Here is a 13,881-nt window from a genome sequence, read left to right as displayed (position 1 = left end):
AAGGTACTTTATAGCGAACCTTTTTGGCTCGCCCAAACATGACTTTTTCGCTGGCTTTAAAAGCGCGAGTGGCTAAAACTTGTTGGGTATTTGAGTCAAGCAGTTGAGCTATCCATTTTGAGCGATTGCTGACAATTGTTGCATAAGCCTGTATGTCGTAGTCAGAATATCTGTAGGCAATTCTTACAGCGTTGAATGCGTCACTTCTTTTTTTCTTGGCTTCTCTATGTATTTGTTTGGCTTGCTGGAAGGCTTCTGAGCTTTTCACAAGATTCATTCTTACCATTGCTTCGTTCAGGCAAGCATTGTATAGTTGTCTCGCTGCTTGAAAACGAGACAGTAGTTCTTGCTGTTGTTTACTATCTACAATCAGTGGAATTTCTGTGATGAATGATGAAGTCTTGCTTTTAGCCAATTGCTATCACCTCTTGTTGCTGTAAGTTAAATTATAATTTACTGCTTTTAACCTGAGTGTTAATATTAATTAAATTCACCTAATATTGACGGCAGATAAATCTGCTCGCATCGCGTTTCCGCCCCGATTTAAAAATGCGGGGCTACCACGCTCCCGGTATTTTTAGGTGTATCAAAACAAAACCACCGTTGCCGAAGAAATACTCTACTATTTCTCGTTGCCGGAAAGCGCAGCAATTACCGGCGTTTGGCTGAGCGATGATGCCAATGTTCCCAAGAAATATCCCTTTGTTATTTCGCCACGGGGGGCTGCCCAGCAGGTTTATACCAACCAGGTGGTTCGCAATGTCGATCCGGCACTGCTGGAGCAGGTGGGGCCTCAGCAATATCGTCTGCGGGCATTCCCCGTACCCCCAAAGGGGCAAACCTTCGGACCAGACGGGATTTGGAGGAATCAGCCAGCTAAGATGTATCTCTGGTTCAGCTACAAGGTGCTGAAGCAAGAAGCAGGTTGGCGATTGCCCGAACTGCGCGAGCAACGCAATATCTTTTGGACTAAAGCAACCAAGCGCGTCATCAATGGCAAGACGGTTTCTGGATCTAACCAGTGGCTTCCAGCAACGCTTCCGGCTGATAAAACACCAGCCACCGCGCACCAGATGACCCTGCCTTGGGGCGCTCGCGTACTAGCCACCCCGTTTGCCAAAAATGACTACCAGCTACCCCAAGGGAAACGATTTGCCGTAATTTTAGACAGTTCTTACAGCATGAAGGCACATCGTCAGCAAGTGACTGATACCTTCCGCTGGCTGAAAGATAATATCGTCAAACAAAACATCGCCGACTTGTACCTAACCAAAGCTGAAGCAACCCCCCAGCTGCTCGATATTGGCAGTTTCGAGCCGCAAAAGGTCTTGTTCTATGGCATGGTTCAGCCCAAGGACATGCTGGCGCAGTTCCAGCAATTGCGCGGTAACAAAAACTACGATGCCATTGTGGTCATTACCGATCCGGGTAGCTATGAGTTGAACAGCGATCGCCAGTTGGCAGGCGCAATGCCAGCCCCCGTGTGGTTTGTGCATCTGGGTGGCTTGGCGTTTGGCTACGATGACGCCACCTTAAAAGCTATTCAGAACAGCGATGGCGGAGTGGCAACTGAGGTGCAAACCGTGATGCAGCGCATTGGAACGCAACCCAGTCGCGGCATGGGTACATCTTTCTTGAATCTGGTGGATGGCTATGCCTGGTACTTGACAAAAGATGCCGTAGATGCTAATCCTGCTCCAGAAGGCTTTGGTGCTTTGGCTGCCCGTCAGTGGACGACCCATCTGAGTCGCTACCTGCAACCCAACGAAATCAAAGAACTCGATGCGATTCATTCTGCCGCGAAGCGATACGGCATTGTCACGCCTTATTCTTCAATGATTGTGTTGGTGAACGACCAACAGCGGCAACAGTTGAAACAGGCAGAACAACAAAGCGATCGCTTTGACCGCGAAGTGGAAGACCAACAACTGCCACAGCCCAATATTAATCTCATTAGTGGCGTACCCGAACCCGCAGAATGGCTGTTACTGATAGTCGGGGCAGTTGCACTCTGGGGTGTCTATCAATACCAGCAGGACTTACGCATTTTGAATTAATGGGTAATTGCTAATTGCTAATTGCTAATTGCTAATCTAGAATTTTTCCTGATTGAGCCATTAGCCATTAGCCATTAGCCGCAAGGAGAGAGATAACTAGCAACTTGATTTACTACAAATGGTTGATCCCCGCTAGCCTCCCTACCCTGCGGGAAGGCTTCGCCTACAAAAGGGGGGAACAAGACTAGGTTTTAACTCCCCCGCTGTTTTGGGGGATTTAGGGGAATCTCCAATATGTGGCATTATTTTTTCTATTTGATATAAGCAGTTGGGAATCTAGCCTTTATATCGTTGACCGTTGCATCGGAATTACAACCTGTATGTCAAATTAGCAATTAGCAATTAGCAATTAGCAATTGGCAAGAAAGCTAATTATTCCCATGCAACCGGATTTGATATTACTTGTTAATTTGTACGTTGTATTTTAGCCTTTTCTTGCAGCATAATAGACAGATTCAGTTGTCTAGTTCTCTGTAGGTTTGTGCTGATTGCATTTGCGTTTTAATAGCGAACCTGCACCTAGACTGGTAAGGGCTAGTAGACCTAATGTAGAAGATGGTTCGGGGACGCTGGTTATGGTTGCAGAAAAACTAATGCGCAACTCACTATCTTCCGGCCCTAAATTTTCAAAACCTGGTATAAATGGGGAGGCAGAAAAAACCTCTAAATAACCAGGGGGCTGCAAAAAACTAGCGAAAAATGGACTAGCATAGTTTCCCCCCGAAGTGGAATAACCAAAACCCTCACCAGTTAACTGCTGAGGATTCAAACTAATTAAATTGTCAATATTGAAAGGTTCGTTTCCCGGTATTGGTATCCCGGCAGGTAGCAGACCTGTAATTGTTTCGCCGTTGCGCGTTCCAGTAATTCCAGTAATCAGGTAAAAACCTAAACTGTCAGGGGTGTCATCAGTGGTGAAAGTACCGCTTGCCGTTGTGCCAGTACCAGAATAATTCCAGTTCCAAGTTAAAGCAGAAGCGGACTGCATTGTCCCGAAAACTAATCCAGATGTGGCAGCTAGAACTGTGGCAGATAATAGAGCTAGATTTTTCATCGAGGTCGTTAGTGCGATTGGGTATTATTATAATCTGTTCGAGGCTTAAAGGATGGATTGGCGCTGGCGGTGACTATCTTTAAGTTCAAAGAAACCGGGTTTCTGGGAAAAATCGTCGCTTGAGAACTAGAGATATGCACACCCCTAGCACTCGCGGAAGCAGCTTGAAACCCGGTTTCTAGGTTTGGCGATCGCGACATTAACAAAGTTGGCATTGCACCAGATGTGGCGATCGCACCGACAGAGTGCTACACAAAACTTGGCTAAACCTATTCAAGTCTCACCATTTAACTAGAACAACTAATTCTAGAGAGTCTGCTTCCTGCTTCATCCAAGGGAGTCGGATCCTTCTTGTCCACTAGGAAATTCGGGTGTAGCCCACCCTATTTTACTGTCCATCTTTTATGCTGAAGCTAAGAGCCATTGTTCATCCATTATTTTCAGCTTATTTAACGAATCGCGGCGGACTGACTGTTCGACCTTTTTACAGGCTGGCTAGTTTTGAATCGACTGTGGTTTACAAACCAGATACTTTTTCAGCCTTGGTTTTCGGCATTTCTCATAGATTACCAATAGGCTACTTCTATGTCAATCCCTGACAACTTCCTCAAGATAGACAAGTTTGAGGAGGAATGAGTAATAATTTGGCTATTTAGTCAACCTCTTAGCACCTCCCACTGTGACGCGATCGCTCAAGCATCGCTACAGATCGCGATCCTCAGTATCCAACAGCGGTGGAAGTGCGGGCGCAGTCGATTCGACCCAAGAAACCCGGTTTCTTTTCTCGTGCTGCCTAAGTCCTGTAATTTAAGCGAAAGTAAATTTCAGCGATCGCACCCTAGATGTCAAAATGGTTTTGGCAAGAATTTAGTCGGTATAGGTCAGAAGCGTGGCTTTTAAAATCGGTTTGCTCGGACTGGGAACGGTTGGTACGGGAACTGCACAGATTTTACTCGACCCTTCTGGGCGTAACCCGCTGGTAGAGGAGTTAGAAATCTATCGCGTCGGGGTGCGCAATCCTGAAAAAACCCGCCCCGTCCAACTCCCCCCAGGCGCCGTCACCAGCGATTTAGAATCAATCGTCACCGATCCTGATGTCGATATCGTAGTCGAAGTCATCGGCGGATTGGAACCGGCACGATCGCTTATCCTCAAAGCCATATCCCACGGTAAGCACGTCGTTACCGCAAATAAAGCCGTTATCGCCCGTTTTGGCGATGAAATCTACGACGCAGCCAATGAGGCGGGGGTTTACGTCTTGTTAGAAGCTGCCGTCGGCGGCGGTATCCCCGTAATTCAACCCCTCAAACAAGCTTTAGGCGTTAACCGCATTCGCTCGGTAATCGGCATTGTCAACGGCACGACTAACTATATCCTCACCCGGATGCAAACCGAAGGGGCAGATTTTGCCGATGTCCTCGCCGAAGCTCAAAAATTAGGATACGCTGAAGCCGACCCCACCGCCGATGTCGATGGTTTTGACGCCGCCGATAAAATCGCCATTCTCGCTTCACTCGCGTTTGGCGGACGAATCAAATTAGAAGATGTCTATCGCGAAGGCATTTCCCAAGTCAGCGCCGCCGATATCGCCTATGCCGATAAGTTGGGATTTGTAATCAAATTGCTGGCGATCGCCAACCGCGAAATGCTCCAAGACGATCCTACCGACCGTCTGCGCCTGCGCGTCCATCCCACATTAGTACCCCGAACTCACCCCCTCGCCAGCATCAGCGGCGTCTACAACGCAATACTGGTCGAAGGCGACCCCATCGGTCAAGTCATGTTCTTCGGTCCCGGTGCGGGTGCAGGTCCCACCGCCAGCGCCGTCGTCTCCGATATTTTAAACATCGCCGCCGTGCTTAAGAGTGCAGGTGGGCATCGTAGCACAGGCGTCTCGCCTGTGGCAGCAGAGGAGAATTCCCCATCACCAATTACCAATTACCCATTACCAATTACCAATCTCCATCCGCTTCTCACCTGCACCCACCAACACTACTGCAAAATTGCTCCCATCGAAGAATTAACGACCCGCTTTTACGCCCGCTTTCTCACCAAAGATCGTCCAGGGGTGATCGGTAAGCTGGGAACGAGTTTCGGCAACCACGGCGTCAGCATTGAATCTATCGTCCAGACGGGTTTCCAGGGCGAGTTCGCCGAAATTGTCGTCGTTACCCACGATGTCCGCGAAGGCGATTTTCACCAAGCACTTGACGAAATTCGCACTTTAGACTCCGTGGATAGCATTCCCAGTCTGCTGCGGGTTCTATAAATATTTCTTAATGATTGTTGAATTCCCTAAAGATTCTGTGAAGAGCAATTGAAAATTACTTGCAATTGGCGAACCGTCGCTTATAATACAAATAAATTGAGAATAATTTGCATTTAGAACGAGCGAGTTTTGATGGAGCAATCTCAGAATCAGGCACCAGCGATGCAGTTGGTGCTAGTTCAGCGTGGCGATCGCTGGCAAGTTTATCAACGACTGCAAGAGTTAGGCATCCCCTGTTGGTGTTCTAGCGACGGTTACTTACAAGCCGAAATAAATACACCCACAGCGGCTTTGCAACTGTGGAGTGTGGTGCGACAGTTAAGCGCAAAGCGGCGCGAAATGACATTCTGGCTGCACCGTTGTTGGCACTGCAAACCTTAACAAAAGCTAAGGATAAGTGAGAAACAGCCAGCACAATTGAGAAAAATTACTGAAATAAAGGAGGAAGAAGATCGTGAGTCACTGCAAAAGCGCTCAAATATTAGAATTCTGTCTGAAAGGACGGTTTGTGGGATTTATTCTGGAAGACGGCTACAAAGTCAAAGGCTTGCGCCTCGCCACCGCCGAGGGTGAATATTGCATCAAACTGTCAAAATCAATCCGGGGTTCCCTCAGCCAGGGTTTAATACCGGGAGATTGGATCGAAGTGAGTGGCGATCGCATCCTAGACTGGAAGCGCGGTCAACTTAAATTAAAAGCATATGAAGTAAAGCTTACAGTTCCGAGTAACGCTAACGTCCCACCCCCAGTGACAGCAAAGGCTGCCAAACCGCCAGCTTGTATATTAGTGTGTGAAAAATCCGATTGCTGCCAGAAAGGGGCGATGGAAGTATGTAAAGCACTGGCGGGGGAATTGCGCGATCGCGGATTAGAAGACTCTGTTACCATCAAAAAAACCGGCTGCATGAAACAATGCAAAGCAGGGCCAAATATAGTCATAATGCCCGATAAAACCAATTATCGGCGCGTCAGTCCCCAAGAAATACCCGACTTAATCGAAAAACACTTCGCCCAACCTATTGGAGAACCAACGCTGGTGGGTTAAACTAATCGCGATGGCATTACCGTTGCGATAGGTGGAAAAAAATGACTAATTCCCCTTCCCCAGATTCGCCCCGCCCACAGCCACAATCATCCCGCCGACGCGACTTAGGATTTGATGATTTTATCGGCATCTTGGTTGCATTTACTACCATCGGCGCGATTTTGTTCTGGGTGCTTGGAAGAGACGAACGCTTTAAAGGTCCTCCCACTGTAACTGGAATCGTAGAATCTCCACAACCCGCCCCACAAGCGGGAGTGCCAATTCCTTCTACCAGGATTGTACCTACTAAACCAGTCCCCTTAGCAACGGTTACGCCTACACCCGGAGTGCCTGTAGTAATTGCTCCCACCAAAGAATCACCCACTCCCATTCCCGTACCTTCACCTGGAGGAACAGTCGCTAGAGTGATTCCGGCGATTCCGGTGATTGTCGCGCCTCCACCCCGTGCAAAAACTACCCCGGCAGCGAAATCGGTTAAATTTGTCGATGTTCCGGATAACTTCTGGGCAAAACCCTTTATTCAATCGCTGCAAACGCGCGGTTTCATTTGGGGTTTTCCGCAGGATTACTTTAAACCGAATCAACCTGTAACCCGCGCTGAATTTGCGTTAATGACGCAAAAAATTTTTGACCACAACCCCGTGCGGGAGGCAGTGGAATATAAGGATGTCCCGTCAGATTTCTGGGCAGCTGAGGCGATTGACAAATCAACCCGAACCGGATTTTTAAAAGGATATCCCGGAAATACCTTCCAACCCAAACAACAAATTCCCAAAGTGCAAGCTATTGTTGCCCTTGCCAATGGTTTGGGTTTACAACCCCCCGCCGATCCAGGTAAAACTTTACAAGTTTACAAAGATGCCAATCAAATTCCCGCCTATGCCAAAAACGCCGTTGCGGCAGCAACTGCAGCGGGTTTAGTCGTGAATCATCCAAATGCGGCAGTCCTCAATCCTAACAAAATGGTGACGCGCGCTGAAGTGGCGGCGTTGATTCATCAAGCTTTGGTTAAAGAAGGGAAAGCTGAAAAAATTAACTCTAAGTTTATAGTGCAGCCGAAATAAGATGGAGTTTGAGCGATACGTGCTTCCCAGGTATCGCTCACCCAAAATTCCGCAAATGTGCGTACTTAGGTTGAGGGGAGGATGCGTCCGCTGCCTTCTACTTCACACAGGCACTTTGCTGAGGTGTGAGGTTGCTAAGACAAGACTGGCAGAGCTATCAATTAGCCATTAGCCATTAGCCATTAGCACTATAACTCGCAGTTAACTTTAATTATAACGCATTAGCATGCTTAAGAAACCCGGTTTTTTCAAAAAACCGGGTTTCTGCTTTAGCTTGCCACTAACCACCAGCGATCCTGAAATCTATTTTAAACTTTTGCAACTTACCCCAAATCTTCTTTACAATCAAAGTAGTCTCCCAGAGAAGTAACAGGAAAAACCTTCATTACTCCCTAACAGCCCAGAAACAATCGTTAGTGTTATTGCCAATTGTTGCAGCAGGCAAAAACTGGTAAATTTTCCCTTCATTAAATCGTCAAACCTGTTGAAAGCAGGAGCTACAATTGCCAGCAAAAACACATTCATTCACCCAGATAATGACAGTCTGAAAGTTGATGTCAAGGACTGAAAAATTATGAGAGTTACGAACGTTCAAGAATTAGAAGAATTGATTCGGCGAGTGAAAGCAGCGCAAGCTGAATACGCCACCTACACGCAAGAGCAAGTCGATGCAATCTTCAAAAAAGCTGCTCTAGCCGCCAATGCTGCGCGCATTCCCCTCGCCAAAATGGCAGTAGCAGAAACCGGCATGGGAGTGGTAGAAGATAAAGTGATCAAAAACCACTTCGCCTCAGAAATAATCTACAACAAATACAAACAGGACAAAACCTGCGGCGTCATTGAAGAAGACAAAGCCTTTGGCATTCAAAAAATTGCCGAACCAGTGGGGATTTTAGCCGGAATTGTTCCCACCACCAACCCAACTGCCACCGCAATTTTTAAAGCCCTAATCGCCCTCAAAACCCGCAACGCGATTATTTTTTCACCCCACCCACGGGCGAAAAACTGTACGATTGAAGCCGCAAAAATTATCCTCCAAGCAGCCGTAGATGCCGGGGCGCCCGAAAACATTATCGGTTGGATTGATGAGCCTTCCGTGCCGTTGTCGCAAGCTTTAATGCAGCATTCGGATATTAGCTTAATTCTGGCCACGGGTGGGCCGGGAATGGTCAAAGCGGCTTATTCTTCCGGTCGTCCTTCATTGGGAGTCGGGGCAGGAAATACGCCCGCAGTGATTGATTCTACCGCGCATTTAAAACTAGCGGTTTCCTCGATTATTCTCAGCAAAACCTTCGACAATGGCATGATTTGTGCCAGCGAACAATCGGTGATAGTTGTGGATGATGTGTATGAGGAAGTCAAGCGAGAGTTTATCGCGCGGGGAGCTTATTTTGTCACTCCTGAAGAGCGGGAAAAACTCGGCAATCAAATTATTGTCAACGGACACCTCAACGCGGAAATAGTCGGACAACCAGTCCAAAAGCTGGCAGGATTAGCCGGTTTTTCCATTCCAGAAGATACTAGAGTGCTAATTGGTGAAGTCGAAAAAGTTGGCAAAGACGAACCATTTGCTTATGAAAAACTTTCGCCGATTCTGGCAATGTATCGGGCAAAAGACTACGAAGATGCGGTAGAAAAAGCCGAGCAATTGGTAGAATTTGGCGGACGCGGTCACACCGCAGTTCTTTACACATCTCCGGCGAATACAGAACATATCAAGCGGTTTGAAGATAAAGTACAAACCGCGCGGGTGTTGATTAATACCCCTTCTTCCCAAGGTGCGATTGGCGACCTTTACAACTTCCGCCTCGATCCATCTTTAACTTTAGGTTGCGGCACTTGGGGCGGTAATTCAATCAGCGAAAACGTCGAACCCCGTCACCTGCTAAATATTAAAACAGTAGCAGAACGCCGAGAAAATATGCTTTGGTTCCGCATCCCGCCCAAAGTTTACTTTAAATCTGGGGCGCTACCCGTTGCGATTCGAGAATTAGCTGGAAAACGGCGAGCATTTATCATCACAGATAAACCGCTTTACGACTTGGGGGTTACCAATACCCTGGAAGCAGCTCTGGATGAAATTGGATTGAAATACGATATCTTTTACGATGTCGAACCCGATCCTTCCCTGGAAACCGTGCAGCGAGGATTGGAATTAATTAATACCTTCCAACCCGATGTCATTATTGCAATGGGTGGCGGTTCTCCGATGGATGCTGCCAAAATTATCTGGCTGTTGTACGAACATCCAGAAATAGAATTTGAAGGATTGGCGATGCGGTTTATGGATATCCGCAAGCGAGTCTACGAATTACCCCCATTAGGCGATAAAGCGATTCTGGTGGCAATTCCTACCACATCGGGAACGGGTTCGGAAGTGACGCCGTTTGCAGTTGTAACAGATCGGCGCACGGATATTAAATACCCCCTGGCGGACTATGCGCTGACTCCCACAATGGCGATCGTCGATCCAGAGTTAGTTTTACATATGCCCAAAAAGCTAACTGCTTATGGGGGTATTGATGCATTAACTCACGCCTTGGAAGCTTTCGTCTCGGTTTTGGCTTCCGAGTATACCAACGGTTTAGCTTTAGAAGCGATCCGACTGATCTTTAAATACCTGCCGAGTGCATACAAAAATGGAGCCAACGACCCCAAAGCGCGAGAGAAAATGCACTATGCTGCCACAATTGCGGGGATGGCATTTGCCAATGGTTTCCTGGGTATTTGTCACTCGATGGCGCACCAATTGGGAGCAACATTCCACATTCCCCACGGTTTAGCAAATGCGCTGATGATTTCCCACACGATCCGTTACAACGCCACCGATGCGCCCTTTAAACAAGCGACTTTCTCTCAGTACAAGTATCCTAATGCCATGTGGCGTTATGCGCGGATCGCAAGTTACTTGGGATTGGGAGGCGATACGGAAGCTGAAAAAGTTAATCGGTTAATTGCGGCGGTGGAAGATCTCAAGCGTCAAGTCGAAATTCCTTCAGCGATTAAGGATGTGATTAAAGAAACCCCGGCGGAATTTTACGCCAAGTTGGACGACCTTGCCGATCGAGCATTTGACGATCAGTGTACCGGATCGAACCCCCGCTATCCCTTGATTAGCGATTTGAAGCAACTATTTGTCGATGCTTACGAAGGCGTGGCTGTGGTTGATTTTACGGCGATGCAGAGCAACGGTAACGGTCATGGAACCAACAAGGTTGAGGTCAACCCCGATCCCCAACCTGTGTAGCGCGATCGCGTAATATCAATTCCGGTAGCATCGGTTGCGTTGGGCTAGCAGGTGAGCAGGTGAGCAGGTGAGCAGGTGTGAGGCTTGTGGATGCAATACAATTACCCATTACCCATTACCCATTACCCATTACCCATTACCAGTGTCATTCGATGTAACTAGCAACTTGGGTTAATATCATGTCCGGTTGCATCGGTAGCATTAGTTAAGGAAGAGTTTATTTATGCTTGACGCTGGTAGCAAGTATTTCTCGTAAAATCCGCCCCTACTCTCGTCAAAAAGTATCCACTACCATTGCTACCGGAATCGACGATTTTTCATAGAAAACCGGAATATCCGCGTAATACCAATTTCCCTTGAAAATGCCACACATGAGTAGGGGCGGTACCCCCGTGTCCGCCCCCTATGTGTAGTGCGTTGACGGGAAAACCGTATAAGTCCCGTTCCAGTTATTTTCCAGCACAGTAGCTATTAATCTCTTGAACTAATACTCGATCTTGCTTGTGCGCGTCTTGGAGAGATTCGAGGTAAGATTTAATACCTTGACGGTCTTGTTTGGAGATAGCGATCGCCGTATTTCGGAATAATTGGCCCAGATCGCCATACATCAACACAAAGCTACCTCGCAGACCTCGAAGTTTTTCATCCTTGACTTCAACGGTTTTCAGTTCTTGGACAATTTGGTCTAGTCCATCTGCTGCGCCTATCAGGTCTGCGGGCAAACCCGTCTTAGCACTTTGAGTCGCTCTGTCAGCTTTATTGATCGCCTCAGTCAGCTTGTTGCACTGGGATACTCTGGTGGAAGTGCAACTGACGACTAGGAAACTGATAGCAACGGTAACTGTTACAATATTTTTGCACATTTAATTCGCCTTTTTATCATCTTTTTATTTTTCCTGCCTATGGGGTACGACTGCAATCTACAAGCTTTGCTTGACTGTTGACGGTATCTTTTGCCGCGACACGCGCCTTCGCGGGGGGTGCAACAACTTGGAGAACTTGCCGCGAACAACATAGATAAACGCGGGTATGAGGCTCTCTTGACGGTTGTTAAGCGAACCTACTTACTTAAAAGCGTAGTTTCCCCCAGAATTCCATATTTCTGGGGTTATATCGGCTTTACACAAACTTTATAAAAGCTGATTATAAATGAAGATTTGAACAAGGTCGTGTCTGAAACACACTCATCTGGAACGGGAATTATATATTGTGTTTAGCCTAAGTACTTTTACGGTTGTTCCAGAGTCTACCCGTTATGACGCATTCAGCAATGTCACCAATAATTTTTAGTTCAACAGTAAGTACTCCCGTTTCCGAATCGGTGCATCACCCCTCAACGCGCTCTATTTTCAAGCGTCTGCTGGACATCGCGGGCAGTATAGTAGGGTTGATCTTGCTGGGTATCGTTTTCGTACCGATAGCGATCGCGATCAAGCTGGACAGTCCCGGCCCCATTTTCTTCACCCAAGAGCGCCACGGACTGTACGGGTGTCCGTTTACAATTCGCAAGTTCCGCTCGATGGTCGTTAATGCCGAGCAACTCAAGTCTCAGATTAAGAATGAAGCTAAGGGACTGATATTCAAGAATGAAAACGACCCCCGCGTCACCAGGGTAGGCAGTTTCTTACGCAAAACCAGTTTAGATGAACTGCCGCAGTTTTGGAACGTCCTGATGGGAGAAATGAGCTTAGTTGGTACGCGCCCACCCACATCGGATGAAGTTGCTCGCTACAATTCGTATCACTGGCAGCGGTTAAATGTGAAGCCCGGTTTAACAGGTGTATGGCAGGTCAGCGGTCGTTCCCAGATTAAGGATTTTGAACAGATAGTAGCGCTAGACCTGAATTACCAAAAGCTATGGAACCCTTTATACGATATCCAGATTGTTTTGAAGACGATTCAGGTAGTCTTTTGCGGAAAGGGTGCTTGCTAATTGCTAGCCTTTCTTGGAATCGGGTCCCTCGTAATTTCTCCTTTATTGGGGGGGTTTGAACTCCCCAGATTTTTTGATGTTAATTAACAACTGCCTGTCTGGCAAGATTGGGGGCACAGTTCAGCGTTGCCTTGGTTTCTTGACAAGTCCATGCCGTCGTGCCTTTAGCGATCGCGCACAGATAGCGTCTCGTCGCATCAGGCATTGTCACGCCGGAAAATTCCGCTCCATCAATTTTCGCACCCAGCAAGGAAGCCTCGTTCAAATTCGCCTCGCGCAAGTCAGCTTTACTCAAATTTGCCCATTTCAGGTTCGCCTTTTTTAAACTTGCCCGCGTCAAGTCTGCCCCGGTCAGATCTGCTTCCATCAAGTTAACGCCGCACATCTGTGCTTCGCTTAAATTGCTCGCGGCGAGATTGGCTACTTGCAGTTGAGTACCGCTCAATTTAGCTTCGCTCAAGTTCGCACCGTTGAGATCGACGCCGTTGAGGTCAACCCCATTTAAAAAAGCTTCTGACAAATTCACTCCATTTAAGAACGCTCCATAAAGCGTTGCCCCGCTCAGTCTAGCACCGGACAAGTTCGCCCAACTCAGGTTAGCACCGTTGAGGTTAGCGCCTCGAAGATTTATTCCTTGTAAATTTGCACCGCAAAGATTGCTTTTTTCCAGGTTAGCCCCGCGCAGATTCACCCCAGTCAGATTTGCACCGCTGAGTTTGGCTTTGGTTAAGTTTGACTTCACCATAAAAGCGCCGTTGAGGTTGGCTTTTGTTAAATCTGCATCGGTTAGCTGACCTTCGCTCAGTTTAACAAAACTTAAATTTGCCCAATTGAGAAACGCTCCGCTCAAATTTGACTTGGTGAGGAAAGTTCGGCTTAAATTAGCTCCTGTGAGATTTGCGCCGGAGAAATTCACCTCGATTAACGTTATTCCACTCAGGTCTGCGCCTCGCAGATCTACACCGGCAAAATCTCTGTGTCCCATTTCGTAAAGTTTTAGCAGATAGCTAACTTGCATAATGCGAAGTCTCCAGTCCGTACTGTTTTACCCTTGAAAAATCTACCTAACGTAAGTTGCTAGTTACATCGAGCGGTGCTGGTAATGGGTAATGGGTAATTGTCAATACTGCCAAAGCCTGTTACTCCAATTACCAATTACCAATTACCCATTACCGCTTTTACCTATTACCCATGACCCATCACCGCTTGACC

11 protein-coding genes and 1 pseudogene are annotated in these 13,881 nt (G+C 47.3%); 7 read left to right on the top strand and 5 right to left on the bottom strand.

The genetic code is table 11. The annotated features are described in order from the left end of the window. Positions 1-415 (bottom strand): annotated as a pseudogene (locus MiSe_RS10480) (RNA-guided endonuclease TnpB family protein); the annotation flags it as partial. A gap of 166 nt (positions 416-581) precedes the next feature. Here MiSe_RS10480 and MiSe_RS10475 point away from each other — a divergent pair. Continuing rightward, positions 582-2,057, top strand: coding sequence for a TIGR02921 family PEP-CTERM protein (locus tag MiSe_RS10475; protein WP_226578498.1), 1,476 nt, complete (start codon positions 582-584; stop codon positions 2,055-2,057). A gap of 463 nt (positions 2,058-2,520) precedes the next feature. On the opposite strand, the gene MiSe_RS10470 is transcribed toward MiSe_RS10475, so the two are convergent. Both MiSe_RS10470 and MiSe_RS10465 read right to left on the bottom strand, forming a co-directional pair. Next, the gene (locus MiSe_RS10470) at positions 2,521-3,111 is read right to left on the bottom strand and encodes a PEP-CTERM sorting domain-containing protein (RefSeq protein WP_226578495.1); all 591 of its coding nucleotides are present in this window, start codon (positions 3,109-3,111) and stop codon (positions 2,521-2,523) included. A gap of 8 nt (positions 3,112-3,119) precedes the next feature. Next, a complete protein-coding gene (locus MiSe_RS10465) occupies positions 3,120-3,326 on the bottom strand; it encodes a hypothetical protein (RefSeq protein WP_226578492.1) in 207 nt (68 codons plus the stop codon). Between the two features lie 674 nt (positions 3,327-4,000). Between MiSe_RS10465 and MiSe_RS10460 the strand changes: the two genes are divergently transcribed. The 5 genes from MiSe_RS10460 (at position 4,001) to adhE (ending at position 10,736) form a co-directional block, all read left to right on the top strand. Beyond that, positions 4,001-5,380 carry a homoserine dehydrogenase gene (locus tag MiSe_RS10460; RefSeq protein ID WP_226578489.1) on the top strand — a complete coding sequence of 460 codons (1,380 nt, stop codon included), beginning with the start codon at positions 4,001-4,003 and terminating at the stop codon, positions 5,378-5,380. A 132-nt stretch (positions 5,381-5,512) separates the two neighbouring features. Beyond that, positions 5,513-5,761: an Asr1405/Asl0597 family protein gene (locus MiSe_RS10455; RefSeq protein ID WP_226578487.1), complete on the top strand. Its 249-nt coding sequence runs from the start codon at positions 5,513-5,515 to the stop codon at positions 5,759-5,761. A 73-nt stretch (positions 5,762-5,834) separates the two neighbouring features. Next, entirely contained in the window at positions 5,835-6,425 is a 591-nt protein-coding gene (locus MiSe_RS10450) for a (2Fe-2S) ferredoxin domain-containing protein (RefSeq protein WP_226578482.1), read from the top strand. 41 nt (positions 6,426-6,466) lie between these two features. Continuing rightward, positions 6,467-7,489, top strand: a complete 1,023-nt coding sequence (locus MiSe_RS10445; RefSeq protein WP_226578479.1) for an S-layer homology domain-containing protein — start codon at positions 6,467-6,469, stop codon at positions 7,487-7,489. Between the two features lie 574 nt (positions 7,490-8,063). Next, positions 8,064-10,736: a bifunctional acetaldehyde-CoA/alcohol dehydrogenase gene (gene adhE, locus MiSe_RS10440; RefSeq protein ID WP_226578476.1), complete on the top strand. Its 2,673-nt coding sequence runs from the start codon at positions 8,064-8,066 to the stop codon at positions 10,734-10,736. A gap of 449 nt (positions 10,737-11,185) precedes the next feature. On the opposite strand, the gene MiSe_RS10435 is transcribed toward adhE, so the two are convergent. Beyond that, positions 11,186-11,599, bottom strand: a complete 414-nt coding sequence (locus MiSe_RS10435; protein ID WP_226578473.1) for a hypothetical protein — start codon at positions 11,597-11,599, stop codon at positions 11,186-11,188. Positions 11,600-12,006: 407 nt separating this feature from the next. On the opposite strand from MiSe_RS10435, the gene MiSe_RS10430 reads away from it, so the two are divergent. Beyond that, a complete protein-coding gene (locus MiSe_RS10430; RefSeq protein WP_226578470.1) occupies positions 12,007-12,669 on the top strand; it encodes a sugar transferase in 663 nt (220 codons plus the stop codon). Positions 12,670-12,748: 79 nt separating this feature from the next. Here MiSe_RS10430 and MiSe_RS10425 read toward each other — a convergent pair whose 3' ends face one another. Then, a complete protein-coding gene (locus tag MiSe_RS10425; protein WP_226578467.1) occupies positions 12,749-13,687 on the bottom strand; it encodes a pentapeptide repeat-containing protein in 939 nt (312 codons plus the stop codon). Between the last annotated feature and the right edge of the window lie 194 nt (positions 13,688-13,881).

Source organism: Microseira wollei NIES-4236, from assembly GCF_020521235.1.
GTDB classification, from domain to species: Bacteria; Cyanobacteriota; Cyanobacteriia; order Cyanobacteriales; family Aerosakkonemataceae; genus Microseira; species Microseira wollei.
This window is presented reverse-complemented; position numbering and strand designations above follow the sequence as displayed.

Bases quoted from the DNA above. Each gene is read 5' to 3' on its own strand.
- MiSe_RS10470 (WP_226578495.1), bottom strand. From the start codon at position 3,111: ATGAAAAATCTAGCTCTATTATCTGCCACAGTTCTAGCTGCCACATCT.
- MiSe_RS10465 (WP_226578492.1), bottom strand. From the start codon at position 3,326: ATGCCAACTTTGTTAATGTCGCGATCGCCAAACCTAGAAACCGGGTTT.
- MiSe_RS10455 (WP_226578487.1), top strand. From the start codon at position 5,513: ATGGAGCAATCTCAGAATCAGGCACCAGCGATGCAGTTGGTGCTAGTT.
- MiSe_RS10445 (WP_226578479.1), top strand. From the start codon at position 6,467: ATGACTAATTCCCCTTCCCCAGATTCGCCCCGCCCACAGCCACAATCA.
- adhE (WP_226578476.1), top strand. From the start codon at position 8,064: ATGAGAGTTACGAACGTTCAAGAATTAGAAGAATTGATTCGGCGAGTG.
- MiSe_RS10435 (WP_226578473.1), bottom strand. From the start codon at position 11,599: ATGTGCAAAAATATTGTAACAGTTACCGTTGCTATCAGTTTCCTAGTC.
- MiSe_RS10430 (WP_226578470.1), top strand. From the start codon at position 12,007: ATGTCACCAATAATTTTTAGTTCAACAGTAAGTACTCCCGTTTCCGAA.
- MiSe_RS10425 (WP_226578467.1), bottom strand. From the start codon at position 13,687: ATGCAAGTTAGCTATCTGCTAAAACTTTACGAAATGGGACACAGAGAT.